This is a genomic window from Pseudoalteromonas luteoviolacea (genome assembly GCF_001696455.1).
GTDB lineage: Bacteria > Pseudomonadota > Gammaproteobacteria > Enterobacterales > Alteromonadaceae > Pseudoalteromonas > Pseudoalteromonas luteoviolacea_C.
The window spans coordinates 50,627-66,453 of sequence record NZ_MAUJ01000007.1; the positions used below are offsets into that span (position 1 = coordinate 50,627).

Genomic DNA, 15,827 nt, shown 5'->3' on the forward strand with positions numbered 1-15,827 from the left:
ACTTATACTATTATTATTTAATTAAGCCCTCATTCGACTGAGCATAAACTGTTTACCCATGTTAAGAAGTACTAGCTATACCTGTGCACTATTGCTTTCACTAAATGCATTTGCAGAAAAAGCAACCATAGACATCCCTTACATACCTGAGCCTGCAACTATTGATGGCAATGTCCAAGATCCGGTTTGGCAAAAAGCAAAAAACATTGTCATCGATAATGTCAACTGGCCACATGACAATGTAGCCAGCCCCGTTAAGACCGAAGCACTTGTGTATGAAAATGGCAGTTCATTATTTGTGGCATTTATTGCCAAAGACCCAAACCCAGAACAAATTAGAGTGCACTACCGAGATAGAGATAAAATTTGGAATGACGATCTTGTCGGCATCAAAATAGATTCTCTCAACACAAGCCGTAATGCTTATCAGTTTTTTATTAATCCGTTAGGCGTGCAACTGGACTCAATAGAGGATGAACTTACCAAGAATGAAAATGCTTCTTGGAATGGGATCTGGAAAAGTAAGGGCATAATCACAGAGGATGGCTATACCGTAGAAGTAGAAATTCCACTGCGGGTTCTAAACTTTGACGATAGTATACAAATCAAAACCATGGCGATGGAGTTTTTACGTTTCTTGCCAAGAGATGAACGTTTGCGTATTTCAAACATGCGACTGGATCACAATAACAGCTGCTGGATATGCCAAATGCCACAGTTTAGAGGGTTTGAAAAAGCGAAACAGAGCAGTAATATTACAGTGACCCCAGCACTTGCTATCGCAAACACACAAACGCGAGATATTGATGGCAGCGAAGTACCTGACTTTACTGACGACACAGACTATGAACCAGGTCTTGATGTCAAATGGGCAATTACCCCTGACACAACATTAAATCTGACACTTAACCCAGACTTCTCACAAGTTGAAGCCGACACTGGGCAGTTAAGCGTCAACAACAGCTTTAGCCTATTCTTCCCTGAAAAGCGTGCTTTTTTTCTTGAAAATAACGATTATTTTTCATCCCATCTGAATTTGGTGCACACTCGCAATGTCGCGTCTCCCGACTATGGGGTCAAAGTGACCAGTAGCAAACAAGGCCATACCTTTGCCGGATTCGTCGCAAATGATGAAATGACCAACGTACTAATCCCTGGCAACTTGGGATCGAGTATCGTGTCGCTTGATCAAAAGAGTGAGAATGCGGCGTTTAGATATAGGTATGATGCAGATGATAAGCTATCTATTGGTACCACCAGCACTATCAGGCAAAGCGAAGACTACCGCAATCAGGTAGTTAGTATAGATAGCAAATATCGTCCAACTAAACATGACACCCTAAAGCTGCAGGCGACCGCGACCGATACTGAATATGATCAACATTTTGTCAATGAGCTTTGCGACGATGACCCCCTCGCGGATTGTGAAAGAGATGAAAGCGTTTTACGTGTGCTCAATGAGAAAGATAAGCAAGGTTTAGGTTACTATGCAAGCTACGAACATAACCGTAAACACTGGCGCGCATTCGGTTCTTATCGCAGTTATGAATCTGCTTTTCGTGCGGACATGGGTTTCTTATCTCAGGTAGATTTTAATAAGTTTGTAACCGGATTTGAGTATCGCTGGTACGGCGAAGACGAGAGTTGGTGGAATCGAGCCAATTGGTACACAGATTGGGACATTACACATAATGAAAATGGCGAACTACTCGAAAAAGAAGTGCAATCAAGCTTTAAGTTGCAAGGGCCTCTCCAGAGCATTATCGAATTTGGTGTAGATCATCGAAAGCGCACCGGGCTCAGACTAGATGAATCCATCCTTGCGATTGATGGAAATACAGATCTGTTTACAGAAAACACCCAATGGGCCTATTTTGAAATGAAGCCAAAAGCAGGTGTTTTTGCGGCAATAAGCCTTAACACAGGTAATCGAGTAGATTTGGCAAACAATCGCCTAGGGCAAAGATACTTGATTAAACCGACGCTTAACTTCAATCTCGGTAGACACTTTGAAGTTAAAATGAGACATACCTACGAGAAATTTGAGCATCAAGGAGACAACGTATACACAGCTAACCTCTCTGATGTGCGCTTTACGTATCAATTTGGTATCAACAGTTACATCAGGCTTGCAGTGATTAATTTAGATATTGATCGCAACCAGCTGAAATACAAAGATGACGTTGATAGTAAGTACAAGAAATTGAGCACTCAGCTTCTATACTCATACAAGTTAAACCCCGAAACAGTGTTATTTGTGGGCTATTCAGACAGTGGTTACCAAGACGATGATCTAACCAGTATCACTAAAGACAATAAAACCTTTTTTGCCAAATTCAGCTACGCTTGGCTATTGTAACAAAAATAAGCTGTTAATTACCCAGAGTAATTAACAGCTTATTTTATATTCATTCTGGCTATAAGCTTTTTTAATATATCTTATAGCCATTCTTTACTTCTTGTTTTGTTTTCTGACCAGTAAAGTGTGACTATATTCATTATTACTTAATAATAGTCCTAAGCTTATTCAAGGGAACACTATGTCTAAAGTATTTTCAGATAACAGCCTAGCGATAGGCCAAACGCCAATCGTTAAATTAAACCGTGTTACAGGCGGTAACGTTTACGCAAAAGTTGAATCTCGCAACCCAAGCTTCAGTGTAAAGTGCCGTATTGGTGCTTCAATGATTTGGGAAGCAGAAAAGCAAGGTCTGTTAGGAGAAGGCAAAGAGCTAATCGAGCCGACTTCTGGTAATACAGGTATCGCATTGGCGTTCGTTGCAGCTTCTCGTGGCTACAAGCTAACACTCACAATGCCAAACACAATGAGCCTTGAACGCCGCAAGCTTTTAAAGGCACTGGGTGCTAACCTTGTCCTTACTGAAGGTGCAAAGGGCATGAAAGGTGCAATTGAAAAGGCGAACGAGATCCTAGCAAGCGATCCTGAAAAGTACGTTTTATTGCAACAGTTCGAAAACCCAGCGAACCCTAAGATCCACTTCGAAACAACGGGTCCAGAGATCTTTGAAGCACTTGAAGGCAATATTGACTACTTCGTAGCGGGTGTCGGTACTGGTGGTACTATCACGGGTGTTAGCCGCTTCTTGAAACAAGAAAAAGGCCTAGGTGTAAAATCAATTGCTGTAGAGCCTACTGACTCTCCAGTTATTTCTCAAACACTTGCAGGTGAAGACGTCAAGCCAGGTCCTCATAAAATTCAAGGTATCGGCGCAGGCTTCATCCCAGGAAACCTAGATTTGGAGCTTATCGATGGTACAGAGCAAGTATCTAACGAAGATGCAATTGCTATGGCTCATCAGCTAATGAAAGATGAAGGTATCTTAGTGGGTATTTCTTCTGGTGCAGCAGTGGTCGCAGCTAAGCGCATTGCAGAAAAACCAGAGAATGCAGACAAAAATATCGTGGTTATTTTACCAAGTGCTACTGAGCGTTACCTTTCTAGCCCAATGTTTGCTGATGAGTTCAGTGAGCAAGAATTGGTTCAGTAATAGTCAATTTTATAAGGCCAGCAATTTGCTGGCTTTTTTCTCTTCAATTCCATAAATTACCCTCGCCTTTTTTAGTATTCTTACTAGACTAAAATAAACAAACAAAGTCAAAAATGCGCTGTATTTTTGATTGCTAAAATTGGTAACGATTAGTGCCAGAATACCATGGAAGATTGTCAATTCATAAGTGCAATAAATCGGTTCCAATGGTTATTATCATGGTAAAAAAGCAACTAATCATACCAGTATCGCTATAAAAATTTGTTTAAATCACCCTTGATTAAAGTGAAAGCAAAATGCGCCACTTTGACATTACAATGTAAATTCGAGCAGATGGGCTGCTGATTTAAGTACCTTATTCGGATAAGGATCAATAAAATGAAACCACTAGTTTACTTTATGTTTGGTTATTTAGCCCTGTTTGCGACACCTGCCAATGCGAGTCTTCAGGTTGGCTTTTTCAAGTCTGGGCAGTATCAAATGATCATGGGAGAACAGTACAAGAATGGTTATTTGTTTAGTAAAGATGCCACGAAAGAACAGTTGCACTTAGTAACGCTTGACTGGCCCCCTTATATCGGCGACCAACTATGCAATAAGGGTTGGGTTTTTCAATTTACGGTATCATTACTCGTAGATCAAGGCTACCCTGTTTACGTTGAGTTTTTGCCTTGGGCTCGGGCGGTGAAAGCTGCCGAATCTGGCAAAGCGGATATACTCTTTCCTGAGTACTTTATTGAAGATGCGTCCCCGTCTGACAACTTTCCAGGAAAAACACGACGCGAATTACTGGCTTTATCCAATGCATTCCCAGGCGGAGAAATTGGCTTTTTAAAAAGGCGTGGTGAAACCGATAAATTTGAAGGTAACCTCAACGACTTGAAAGGCACAACAATCGGTGTTGTCAGAGGCTATCAGAATACGCCAGAGTTTGATGCCATGATGGACAATGGCGAATTCGTTATCGTTGAAGCGGTTGATGATTTACAGCTTGTGAAGTTACTTGTGGGTAAACGCGTTGACCTCATAATAGGCGACCCGAAAGTGTTGCGCTTTACTGTAAGTTACTCTGAGCTTTCTAAATCGGAAAAGGTGACACTACTTCGCGGACTGGAAGATGTGGAGCCCGCGTTGCGTTATAACAATTTATTTTTTGCATTAAGCAAAAAGAACCCAAAGTGGCGTTCCATACTTAATGACATAAACAAAGGCTTATACTTATTTAACAACAGTAGCGAAACCGAACGTATTATTGAGATTGGCAGTACCGAATGTTACTAAGTTGGAAGGCGGTATTTACCGCCTTTTTTAGTTAATGCCGATATACTTGTGTACTTGAATTGACAAGCGCCAGTTTTTCTTCACACACGTATCTATGGCTAACTTGGTCGCTTTAGCTTTTTGACTGATAGGCTGTAAATAAATCAGCTTTGGCCTCACCCCTGTTTGCTCAAACAACGCCTCTAATTCATCGATATGTTTTTGCATCGCCACTGGGTGTTTAATCTCATCCGCGCGCTGCATAGCAGATTTAAGCACTTCATAGCCGCCACGCATATTGATTTTGGGTGAAACGGTGACCCATGTTTCGTCGGGTACTAAGATTTCGAACGTTCCGCTGGTCTCTACTTGGGTCGAGTATCCCGACTTATGCAACGTTTCACAAAGTGATGTTAAATCATACATGCACGGCTCACCGCCAGTGATCACGATATGCTTTGCGGTATATCCTCGCTTATTAAATAGTTCGATAATGTCCTGTGCGGTCGCATTTGCCCACCATTCAGAGTCTGACTTTTTTTCGACCGTTTTGTCTAGGCTAACCAAGTATGTTGGATTCACATCCCATGTCTGCTTAGTATCACACCAAGCACAACCCACAGGGCAGCCCTGCAAGCGAACAAAGATTGACGGCGTTCCCGTATAACTTGCTTCACCTTGAATGGTTTCAAAAACTTCGTTGATTTTGTACAAAACAGCTCCAAACTACTCAATATATTTTGCGAAAATAACCTGCTAAAATTGTCATTTTTTCAGCGGCCGTGTAGTATATCGCGCCCTGAAGCAAACCTCTATTAAAATCGAGGCAAAACCTGAGGCATTTATCCGAGGTACTCCTTATGAGCGAAAAAGTCGTTGTTATCTATTCCGGTGGCATGGATTCTTACACTGTGCTAAACAAAGCCCTAAAGCAGGGCCACGAAGTCTATGCGCTGTCTTTTAATTATGGGCAACGACATGTTAAAGAGCTAGAAGTTGCTAAAAAAGTATGTGACGACTTGAACGTAGCGCACAAGATTGTTGATATTTCGGCAATCAATCAGTTACTTGCCGGTTCTTCTTTGACTGATGACATTGAAGTACCAGAAGGTCACTACGAAGAAGAGAGCATGAAAAGCACAATCGTACCCAATCGGAATATGATTTTGCTGTCTCTTGCTGTTGGCTACGCTGTATCATTAAAAGCCAACAAAGTATTTTATGGTGCACATTCTGGTGACCATGCTATCTACCCTGACTGTCGACCTGAATTTGTGAAAAAGATGGATGATGTGTGTCGTATCGCCAACTACGACGAAGTTGAAATCGTCTGCCCTTATCTCAACAATACTAAGATTGATATTCTTACTGACGGCCTGAAAATGGGACTGGACTATAGTCAAACATGGACATGCTACAATGGCCGTGAAAAAGCATGTGGTAAATGTGGCGCTTGCCAAGAGCGTTTGGAAGCTTTTGATTTAAACCAAGCGACTGATCCACTTACTTACGAATAAGCAACTCAGCGTGCTCAAATTTAATATTGAGCACGCCTGTTCTAACCGATAGTCAAATCTCTTCAATCAGCGATGATTACAGGCCTCACCCACAACCATTTAGGTGAAGTTTCTTATCTGACACTTGTCACTATACTCACAACAATTATCATCTATGATTAGGTTAGGTAAGCTTAAGGAGATAAATGTATGTCGGCTACTACGATGGTGTTTTTAATCGTACTTGTTAGCATTGGTTTTGGCGTGATCCGAGATCTTTATGGTAAGTATTTACAAGCGCAAAAGCTAGGTGGATTGAACAAGCAAGAAAGCGAACAGTTAAAAACTGAAATTACACAGCTAAAAGACAGAGTTGCGGTTTTAGAAAAAATTGTTACCGATGAAGGCTATCAGGTAGACAAAAAAATTAAGCGCCTCTAATTCATTGTGTGGCGCTAGCGACTAGCGCCACACATTATGAAACTGTCTGGTACTTTGCCTTCGGTATACAGGTTTTATCTTGTTTAGCTACACCAAACAAAACACATAACACCTTGTTGCGTTGTATTACCTCATATCCCAAAAAACACCCTAATGCGGTAAGCGCAATGATAAACATACTTTCAATACCGGGGGAAGTCTCGAATGGCTTTAACCAATAAGCACAACCAATAATGAGGGTTTGGTGCAATATATACCAAGGTAAAACTGCTGACGTCGCATAGCGCAATGGTGGATTCGGTGAAGTCAAATGGGACGCACTGTACCCGATTAGTGCCAACATCCAAGCCCAATGATTTGTACACACCACCACCCCATACAAGCTTTTTACCCAGATATTCGTCTCAAAATGTTGTGACAAGAAATATAAAAACCCATGTTTATCCAACAAAATAAGTGTGTAGCCAATGAGCGCAACTGCCGTCAACCTATGTCGATTTTTGACTACACTCGCTTTTAAATGCGGCAACAGTGCAAATATATACCCCATCAAGAACACTGAAAAATACTTACCGTGATTGTACCAATCATCAATCAGTCCGTGGGTGGAAGGATATGTTTGCCTTAACATCATCCAAACTACAAACAAGGTAACAATCGCCACTCCCAATGCTACAGAGGCAGAAAGCTTAGCCTCTAGTGCAGACAACAAAGGTCTCAGTGGCACGATTCGTGTAAAAACCAACAGTAACAAGCAATAAACCCAAAGATAAGCCAAAAACCACAGATGGTTCCAAGTCAACAGCCCTATCTCAGATTGATATTGCGCCAGCAAAGGCGTATTGGGGTTGATATAAGCGAGCCAAAAATCAAAAAAAGACATCGTGATTAACCCCTTATCTAGCATCTCAATATACATTTGAGGTGCTACCACCACATACATACCAAAAAGTAGCGGCACAAACAGGCGTAGCGTTTTCGCTTTGATTAACTGCCAAGTGCTCATTCGTTGATGGCAAAAGGCTAAAACCATTCCCGAAATAAAAAATAGTAAAGACATACGCCATTGGTTGCTAAGCAGCATAAAATTTTGCAGTAACTCGGAAGTATATGCGCTTTTTATGTGCCAACCCCAATCAGCGACATAATACATACCGACGTGATACAAAATGAGTACACCAAACACCAAAACACGCAACCAATCTAAGTCCCATTGGCGCGTAAACTGCGAATTTGTCATAGTCCCTCCTAGCATGTTATTTTTTAAAGTGTCTAAATTGCAAACTCAGTAAACCATCCATGCTATTGAAATACATGAATATAGTGATAAGCGGTGGAATTAAGGGATGAGCCGTAATGTGGTTAGAAAAAACAATAAAACAACATACCGCACTGTGTGGGTACATCGCCGCCACGCTATATTTGTTGATCAATAATACGGTCAATGCGCTGTCTGTATGGACTGAACATAACCGAGATGGAGCCTCGACGACACAGTTATGGGAGCCCTTTGTTTGGGAGTACACAAGTGCACTTTCTTTGCTTGTACTCATTCCCATGTTAGTCGCACTATTTCAACGCTATCCAATTAAAACAACACCACCTTTGAAGCAAGTGATGGTTCACATCGCTTCGTCTTTGGTATTTTCTTTATGTCATGTTTTACTAATGGTGGGGCTGCGCCACTTGGCATATACATGGATGCAAGGACACTATGATTTTGGTGAATATCACCAAGAATTTTGGTACGAGTACCGAAAAGACTTACTTTCCTACCTGTTTATATTCTTCATTTTCCACAGTGCAAAATGGGTCCTTGAGTCCTCCTCTGACTATGAGCAACAAGAGATGCCTTTAAATCAACCACCCACCCAGTTTTTGGTCAAAAAACATGGGGAAGAACATCTAATCAAAGTCTCAGAAATTGAATGGTATGAAGCCAGTGGAAACTACGTCAACTTGCATAGTAAAGGTCGAATCTACCCGCTACGCGAAACATTAAACAGCCTCAGTAATCGATTAGCCACTGCACATGTTACTCGTGTACACCGCAGATTCGCGGTCAATGAACACAAAATTAAATCGGTTCGATTTGCATCGAGTGGCGATGGCATTATCACGCTAGAGTCAGGCGCAGAAGTAAACTTGTCTCGACGATACAAAAGTGATTTTAAACTTGCGCTTGAGACGCCAAAGACATGACCTTTCATTTTATCACTAAGATAAAATATCTTATTCCTAAACTATCGCCAATTAATGAATGTTAAAACCCACCCCTTATAGAGAAAATATATTTAAATTTATTAATAATTTGAAAGCATTTGGTAGCGTACCTTTTCCAATAAAATAGCCAGAGGTTAGAAGTTATAATCTATAACGAAATTGAATTTAACGACGCATAAATTACTCATTACTATCCGCATCCCAATAAGTATTTAGTCTCAATCTAACCACTGACTAAACATCATTTTGAAATCAACTCGCTAGGATAAATAATGTCGAAACCGAACTTCGTGGCAGCATCAGTCAGCCTGATACTAGCCTCAGCACCTGTATTTACACTTCAAGCCCAGGAGTCAGTAGCCTCTACACCAGAATTAAAACCTGAGGTTATCGAAGTAACAGGTACTAGAAGAAGCCTGCGCAGTATTGCCGAAAGTACGGTGCCAGTAGACATTATCAACCTTGATGAGATCAACAGCTCTGGTCAGCTAGAGTTGAGCCAAGTTCTAACCACTTTGGTACCAAGCTTTAACTTTCCAAACTCGCAACTTGCAGATGGAACAGATCATGCGCGTCCAGCCGTACTAAGAGGTTTGGCACCGGATCATACTTTGGTTCTCATCAACGGAAAACGCCGCCACTCAAGTGCGCTACTGAATCTCAATGGTACGGTAGGACGAGGCTCTTCAGCTGTTGACTTAAACATGATCCCTACTGCCGCCATTAAGCGCATTGAAGTACTCAGAGATGGCGCTGCGGCACAATATGGCTCTGATGCGATAGCTGGCGTAATTAACATCGTACTGAAAGATGCAGACGAAGGTGGTTCATTGAGTTTCACCTATGGTAAGTACGATACTCAAATGGCTGGTGCCAAGCAACTTGAGGGCGTATCTCAAAATGACAGTGGCGAGCTTGCTTTTGAATTAGGTGAAGACCGCACGATAAGTGATGGCAATACCAGTACTATCACTGGCAATATCGGTTTACCTCTTGGCGAGGCTGGCTTCATTCACCTTTCAGCAGAGGCACGAAATAAAGCGCCGTCTAATCGCTCAGGCTTTGACCCACGAGAACAATACGCGCGTGATGATAATGGCAACCTAGACCCTCGAGAATTTGATGCGCAGAGATATAACCACAGATTTGGTAAAGCCGATATCGAGGATTTCGCCTTTTTCTACAATGCTGGCTACGACTTATCCGAAGATACAACACTATATTCATTTGGCAGTTACTCTGAACGTGAAGGTAATTCTGGCGGCTTTTTCCGCCGACCAAAAGATGGCCGAAACCTGACCGCGATTTACCCTGATGGCTTTTTGCCACAAATCACAACAGAAGTAGAAGACTTTGCCATTGCGATTGGCCTAACGACGCACATGTCGGGCTGGGACCTTGATAACAGCGCAAACTTTGGTCGCAATGAGTTTAACTTCGGCGTGACAAACAGCTTGAATACGTCTATGGGAACCGACAGCCCAACAGAGTTTGAAAATGGCGCGTTAGTTTATGATCAACTCACTCTCAACTTTGATGCCAAAAATAGTTTCGACTTTGGTTTATACGAAGAAGTCTATATTACTATCGGTGCTGAATACCGCCATGAGTCATACCAAATAAAGGCGGGAGAAGAAGCGTCGTACTTAACGGTGTTAGACGCTAACGGTGCCCCTGTCGCAGCAGGTGGCGCACAGGTATTAGCTGGCTTTTCTCCAGCCAGTGTCGTTGACGAATCACGCAATAACATCGCACTCTTTACCGAGTTTGATACCTATATCAATGAAGATTGGAATTTAGTACTCGCAGCACGACTGGAAGATTACAGTGACTTTGGTTCAACAGTCACGGGCAAGCTTGCAAGCCGATACGCAGTCAATGATGCACTATCGTTTAGAGGGGCTGTAAGCACTGGTTTCAGGGCGCCATCACTTGCGCAATCCTCTTACAAGTCAACTACCACAGTGTTCGAAAATGGCGTACCAAATGAAGTCGGGTTATTTCCAGTCGATACACTTGCAGCTCAAGCATTAGGGGCAAAGTCACTGGAAGCTGAAGAGTCGGTAAATATCACCGCAGGTTTTATTTATACGCAAGATAACTTCAGCCTAACTGTAGATGCTTACCGCATTGATATTGATGACCGCATTGTATTATCTGAGAACTTAAGCGGCGACGCCGTTGAGCAGATCCTAGCTGTGGCTGGTGAACACAATGTACAGCGTGTTCGTTACTTCACCAATGCGATTGATTCTCGCACACAAGGTGTCGATATTGTTGCAACTTATAATTTTGACCTAGATACTTATGGCAGCTTAGCTCTAAGCGCGGCATTAAATCGTAATGATACGGAAGTTACCAATGTAAAAGATAACCCTGCTGAGCTGGCTGCGCTGGGTGACGAATATCAATATTTTGCACGTCGTGAAATTGCACGTTTTGAAGATGGTACACCAAAGAACAAACTTAACTTGGTTGCAACTTGGCAATACCAAGATTGGACGGCCATTTTAAAAGCCACCAGATATGGTGAAACCATTGACTCATCTAGCACGGTAGAAAAAGACGAAGTACTTGAAGCAAAATGGATAACCGACCTTGAAGTCGCATACCAGTTTAACGAACAGTGGCGCTTGGCGGTGGGTGCTAACAACTTGTTTGACCAATACCCACAAGATACAGTTGGCAATATAGGGTTCAGTAACTTCAATCAAATTTTCCCATATTCTGCGTTCTCAGCGTACAACACAGATGGCCGCTTTGTTTATGGCAAGGTAGCATTTAACTTTTAAGTATCCCTCTTTTACGCCAGCCCTGTTAATAGGTGCTGGCGTCCCTGTTCATTAACCTCTCGCACATAAAACTAATATCTAAGTTGCACATCTTGGTATTAACCTAAGCTTCCTTACCCCACATAAATAGTCCTTAATATATGTATAAAAAACATACTTGCCTTTGTTTTAATTTCCATGATATTAATAAATTAGTAAGGTTGTTGGGATCAAGATATTATTCCATAGCCAGAAGAGTAAGCGATTGATCTTAGTAGTCTATACAAGCGAAGGGCTACCAACTTCATTAGGACATTAAAGCCAGTGAAGCTAGCCTATTTTATAAAAAGAAGGATATTTATTATGAATCTAAAACTAAGTAAAAAAAGTATTAAAAAGCTAACTACTGATAAAAATACCCTGCCACTAGAAGCAACACCTCAAGTTGGTGGCGCAGAGCATTTGAGCGTTATTGTTTGCAATACCGTTGACGTTTGCTGGACACAACGTGGCCCGGGTCAACCATGTCAGATATATAGCGATCGCTGTCACTAAAATCAGTGCGCTAGTATATTAGCCTCAAGCTTCTTAAAGAAGGCTTGATTGAGTGTCCGTGCAGGTTATTAATAAATAATTCGCTTCATACAAAGCCACAAAATGACTACATTTAAACGACTCTTAATCATTTTTATAATGAAAAGATAAAAATCTATATTGGTCTAATTGGCATTAAAATAATCATGTGTGCCATGTGCTTCGATTGCCAATGTCAGCCTTTCTAATGCCTGCGCGTAAATCGCATCTCGCATGTCAATATTTGCGCTAATATGACGCTGCCAGCCTTGCTCAAAAGCCTTATGAATATAGTCTGAAAGTTTGCTGCTAACTTGCTCTTCAGTCCAAAGTTCACCTTGGCGGTTCTGGCACCACTCGAAATAACTGACTATCACGCCTCCGGCATTTGCGAGTATATCGGGAATAACAAACACACCTTTCTCGTGTAATATGCTGTCAGCAGCAGCGCTTACTGGCCCGTTAGCTATTTCCACAATCGTGCGTGCTTTCACCGAACCGGCATTTGACCCCGTTATCACACCCGCAACCGCTGCTGGGATTAAAATATCCACATCTAACGTTAACAGTTCTTCATTCGTCAACGCCTTGTGGCTGACCAGCTCACACACCGAGTTTGCGCAATAAACGGCCTTAAGTTGCCTACTCTTTTGCTTTTCATACAGGATACTTAAAATATCTAGACCATCAGGTGAATAAATTGCCCCTTTTGAATCACTGACGGCGACGACCTTATATCCAGCCTTTTGCAGTAACAGTGCGCATTGTGCCCCACCATTACCGAACCCTTGAACGGCTACAGTCTGCTTGTGCCTCTGCCACTTTCTCTTTTTTGCCAATGCTTCTATGCAGAGAAAGGCACCTGTCCCCGTCGCGCCTGTGCGCCCAGCACTGCCTCCAAATACCAGTGGCTTACCCGTGATGACATCCGGTGCTTTGACGCGTTTAATGGTCTCATACTCGTCCATCATCCAGCCCATCACACGTTCATTTGTATACATATCTGGGGCAGGAATATCAGTTTTAGGGCCAATGAAGTCAGCCATAGCCCTTACGTAAGAGCGAGAAAGTCGCTCTAATTCAAGCGCAGACAATGATTTTGCGTTGACAGAGATGCCCCCTTTTGCTCCGCCAAACGGTACATTCACAGCTGCACATTTGAGCGTCATCCACAGCGCTAAGGCTTCTACCTCGCTTTGATCAACGCTGGGGTGAAAACGGATCCCCCCTTTGGTGGGCCCGAGTAAACTATTATATCGACAGCGGTATGCTTTAAAGTAGGCAGACTCGCCATTATCTTTCCTGATAGAAAGGTAGCTCGTTAAAGTACATAGAGGTTGGCTTAACGCCTGAAGTGTGTGATTAGAAATATTTAAATGTTTAGCAATGGTACTCAAACGCACCAATGCATCCGTCAACAGGTCGTTGTCCATATTTCGCTCGCTTTGCAGATCTCTTAAATCAACTTTAGTCGTCGAGTTCTAACTTTGCGAGCTTTCACAAAGCCTACAGTTAGGTTATAGCTGCTCTGCAATTTCGGTGATAAAACGACTTGGCTCATCAGGCGACATGATAAAGGCGCACTTTTTCGCTCTTGTCAGTGCGACGTAAAATAAACGTCGCTCCTCTGCATAAGGAAAAGCTTCCAATGCAGGTAAGAATGCCTCTATTATTCTTTCAGTTTTCTGTTGCGTTGGCACACGTTTATCAAGTCCTATGATGATTGTGTAATCCGCTTCTTTTCCTTTTGCAGCATGAAAAGTCATCGCCTTTATATTGATGAAGTTGAACTGTTTATTCAGCTTTGCAATAGTTTGATTATCAGGTAACTGTTTGTGGTAACGAGCCAGTATCATGACGGAACAATCAGACGTTGTTTTAGCTAACTCAGATAACTTTCCATACACAAAATCGTTTTGCTGATCGCGCTCAATAACCACTGAAGGTCCATCTGACAAGACCTGTGCTCTTACTTGCTTTACGATTTGCAGGGGGTTTTGGCAAACAAAGTCACTGGCTAAATCCAGAAGATCCTGCGGATAGCGGAATGTTTTATCCAGCTGCATTACGGTAGATGGTCCAAAATGTTGCGAAAAATGCGTTGTAAGTGACAGATCAGCACCACTAAAACGATATATCGATTGCCAGTCATCCCCAACAGCAAATAAGTGGCTTCGATTGCGTTGTGCCAATAACGCTTTGATCAATTCTGCTCTGGCAGGCGAAATATCCTGAAATTCATCCACCAAAACATGCAGCCACTCACTTTTGTATTGCCCACTTTTAACATATTTAGTCGCATTACTGATCATGTCATCGTAGTCAATTGCATGTTCATTATTGAGATACAACTGATATTCAGTCAGTACAGGCCTAAAAACTGAAAGGTAAAGTTCAAACTCGGATTCAACGTGTTGTATATGCCCAGGCCCTAAGCTGCGACTTTGCTTATATAGACTAATTAACTCGCTGAACTGCTTAAGTAACTTGCTCATATACGGGGCTGTAAAGTCAACTTCAACTTCGCACACATCGACATTAAAACAGTCTTTCAGTAACGCAAGTAAATTATTATAAAAATCAGTATCTTGGCAAAGAGACTGAAGCGACTCAAGAATAAACTGGCGTTTTTGCTGCTCGTTATTGCTCAACTGAGACAGCTGCGGTGCCTTTTCCTCTACTTCTGTTAGAATCCGAATACCTAAGCTATGGAAAGTACGGCATGTAACAGATAGCTGTGCATTCGATAAACGAGACTGCATTTCGCAGGCAGCCTCCTTACCATACGCCAACATCAGAATTTGTGATGGCTCTGATATTCCGGCTGAAATTAAGTAACCAGCTTTGGCAATCATGACACTTGTTTTACCTGTGCCCGCACCTGCCAATAGCAATTGCCGCTCATCCACAACCACACATGCGCGCCTTTGTGCGATCGTTAGCGGCTGTCCGGCAACTCGGTTAAAAAAATCTTCATAATCTGCGAGTTGCTTGGCAATAAAGGCTTCCCTAAAATCGTCTACATCGTGTGGTTGCCAAGTGTGCACTTCCTCTAGGGTATAGCGGGTTTGAGCAAGGTATGCTTCAAGCCTTTGATCCATCGACCAAGTGAGCCAATGTCCCGCCAACTCTTGTGCCATCTCTTTTGCAGCTTTCAGTAAACCGTGAGACAAATAACGTCGCTCAAGCAAAGCCTCAATCTTAGCGATGCTTTGGCGCAATTTAACCATGTGGGACGTAAGCCAAAACTTTTGTAGTTCAAACTGGGCAAGTGCCAAGTCACAGTCCTTGATACGTATTTTAATACGTGTGTCTGGCATAAAGATTTGAATTTTGGGTGTGATTTTACCCTCGAGGATCAGAGGAGGTTGCAATTGCGACTGCCACGTATAGAGTTTTTTGCCAAGCTTACCTTCTATGACGATTCCTTTACTAGAAACGCTCATTGAAGTGATCCCATCCATGATTCTGGACAGCGTGTGGACTATAAACTGCATGCAATCTTCAAGCTAACCTTAATATTACCAAGAGTTTAGGGGAATCTAACGCGCCTG

At 42.3% G+C, this 15,827-nt stretch carries 12 protein-coding genes; 8 read left to right on the forward strand and 4 right to left on the reverse strand.

The window, feature by feature from the left end; genetic code table 11:
• Positions 1 to 58: 58 nt before the first annotated feature.
• The 3 genes from A7985_RS18290 (at position 59) to A7985_RS18300 (ending at position 4,790) form a co-directional block, all read left to right on the forward strand.
• The gene (locus A7985_RS18290; protein WP_065791848.1) at positions 59 to 2,359 is read left to right on the forward strand and encodes a carbohydrate binding family 9 domain-containing protein; all 2,301 of its coding nucleotides are present in this window, start codon (positions 59 to 61) and stop codon (positions 2,357 to 2,359) included.
• A 181-nt stretch (positions 2,360 to 2,540) separates the two neighbouring features.
• On the forward strand, positions 2,541 to 3,509 hold the full coding sequence (gene cysK, locus A7985_RS18295) for a cysteine synthase A (protein WP_065791849.1): 969 nt from the start codon (positions 2,541 to 2,543) through the stop codon (positions 3,507 to 3,509).
• A 399-nt stretch (positions 3,510 to 3,908) separates the two neighbouring features.
• Positions 3,909 to 4,790, forward strand: a complete 882-nt coding sequence (locus tag A7985_RS18300; protein WP_141685403.1) for a substrate-binding periplasmic protein — start codon at positions 3,909 to 3,911, stop codon at positions 4,788 to 4,790.
• Positions 4,791 to 4,817: 27 nt separating this feature from the next.
• Here A7985_RS18300 and queE read toward each other — a convergent pair whose 3' ends face one another.
• Complete coding sequence (gene queE, locus A7985_RS18305; RefSeq protein WP_065791851.1) at positions 4,818 to 5,483, reverse strand: 7-carboxy-7-deazaguanine synthase QueE; 666 nt, start codon at positions 5,481 to 5,483, stop codon at positions 4,818 to 4,820.
• Between the two features lie 146 nt (positions 5,484 to 5,629).
• On the opposite strand from queE, the gene queC reads away from it, so the two are divergent.
• Together queC and A7985_RS18315 are read left to right on the forward strand one after the other, a co-directional pair.
• Positions 5,630 to 6,286, forward strand: a complete 657-nt coding sequence (gene queC / locus A7985_RS18310) for a 7-cyano-7-deazaguanine synthase QueC (RefSeq protein WP_063371740.1) — start codon at positions 5,630 to 5,632, stop codon at positions 6,284 to 6,286.
• 189 nt (positions 6,287 to 6,475) lie between these two features.
• On the forward strand, positions 6,476 to 6,706 hold the full coding sequence (locus A7985_RS18315) for a hypothetical protein (protein WP_065791852.1): 231 nt from the start codon (positions 6,476 to 6,478) through the stop codon (positions 6,704 to 6,706).
• Positions 6,707 to 6,740: 34 nt separating this feature from the next.
• Here the strand turns inward: A7985_RS18315 and A7985_RS18320 are convergent, their stop codons facing one another.
• Entirely contained in the window at positions 6,741 to 7,946 is a 1,206-nt protein-coding gene (locus A7985_RS18320) for an acyltransferase family protein (RefSeq protein WP_065791853.1), read from the reverse strand.
• Between the two features lie 116 nt (positions 7,947 to 8,062).
• Between A7985_RS18320 and A7985_RS18325 the strand changes: the two genes are divergently transcribed.
• The 3 genes from A7985_RS18325 to A7985_RS18335 all read left to right on the forward strand — a co-directional run bounded on the left by A7985_RS18325 (position 8,063) and on the right by A7985_RS18335 (position 12,255).
• Entirely contained in the window at positions 8,063 to 8,908 is an 846-nt protein-coding gene (locus A7985_RS18325; protein WP_065791854.1) for a LytR/AlgR family response regulator transcription factor, read from the forward strand.
• 293 nt (positions 8,909 to 9,201) lie between these two features.
• Positions 9,202 to 11,721 carry a TonB-dependent receptor plug domain-containing protein gene (locus A7985_RS18330; protein WP_065791855.1) on the forward strand — a complete coding sequence of 840 codons (2,520 nt, stop codon included), beginning with the start codon at positions 9,202 to 9,204 and terminating at the stop codon, positions 11,719 to 11,721.
• 342 nt (positions 11,722 to 12,063) lie between these two features.
• On the forward strand, positions 12,064 to 12,255 hold the full coding sequence (locus tag A7985_RS18335) for a hypothetical protein (protein ID WP_065791856.1): 192 nt from the start codon (positions 12,064 to 12,066) through the stop codon (positions 12,253 to 12,255).
• Between the two features lie 164 nt (positions 12,256 to 12,419).
• On the opposite strand, the gene A7985_RS18340 is transcribed toward A7985_RS18335, so the two are convergent.
• Positions 12,420 to 13,706, reverse strand: a complete 1,287-nt coding sequence (locus A7985_RS18340) for a Glu/Leu/Phe/Val family dehydrogenase (RefSeq protein WP_065791857.1) — start codon at positions 13,704 to 13,706, stop codon at positions 12,420 to 12,422.
• Between the two features lie 84 nt (positions 13,707 to 13,790).
• On the reverse strand, positions 13,791 to 15,770 hold the full coding sequence (locus tag A7985_RS18345) for a UvrD-helicase domain-containing protein (protein WP_081310626.1): 1,980 nt from the start codon (positions 15,768 to 15,770) through the stop codon (positions 13,791 to 13,793).
• Between the last annotated feature and the right edge of the window lie 57 nt (positions 15,771 to 15,827).

What these genes read in the sequence shown, in the direction of transcription:
- A7985_RS18290 (WP_065791848.1), top strand. Translation starts at nt 59, where the DNA reads ATGTTAAGAAGTACTAGCTATACCTGTGCACTATTGCTTTCACTAAAT.
- cysK (WP_065791849.1), top strand. Translation starts at nt 2,541, where the DNA reads ATGTCTAAAGTATTTTCAGATAACAGCCTAGCGATAGGCCAAACGCCA.
- A7985_RS18300 (WP_141685403.1), top strand. Translation starts at nt 3,909, where the DNA reads ATGTTTGGTTATTTAGCCCTGTTTGCGACACCTGCCAATGCGAGTCTT.
- queC (WP_063371740.1), top strand. Translation starts at nt 5,630, where the DNA reads ATGAGCGAAAAAGTCGTTGTTATCTATTCCGGTGGCATGGATTCTTAC.
- A7985_RS18315 (WP_065791852.1), top strand. Translation starts at nt 6,476, where the DNA reads ATGTCGGCTACTACGATGGTGTTTTTAATCGTACTTGTTAGCATTGGT.
- A7985_RS18320 (WP_065791853.1), bottom strand. Translation starts at nt 7,946, where the DNA reads ATGACAAATTCGCAGTTTACGCGCCAATGGGACTTAGATTGGTTGCGT.
- A7985_RS18325 (WP_065791854.1), top strand. Translation starts at nt 8,063, where the DNA reads ATGTGGTTAGAAAAAACAATAAAACAACATACCGCACTGTGTGGGTAC.
- A7985_RS18330 (WP_065791855.1), top strand. Translation starts at nt 9,202, where the DNA reads ATGTCGAAACCGAACTTCGTGGCAGCATCAGTCAGCCTGATACTAGCC.
- A7985_RS18335 (WP_065791856.1), top strand. Translation starts at nt 12,064, where the DNA reads ATGAATCTAAAACTAAGTAAAAAAAGTATTAAAAAGCTAACTACTGAT.
- A7985_RS18340 (WP_065791857.1), bottom strand. Translation starts at nt 13,706, where the DNA reads ATGGACAACGACCTGTTGACGGATGCATTGGTGCGTTTGAGTACCATT.
- A7985_RS18345 (WP_081310626.1), bottom strand. Translation starts at nt 15,770, where the DNA reads ATGCAGTTTATAGTCCACACGCTGTCCAGAATCATGGATGGGATCACT.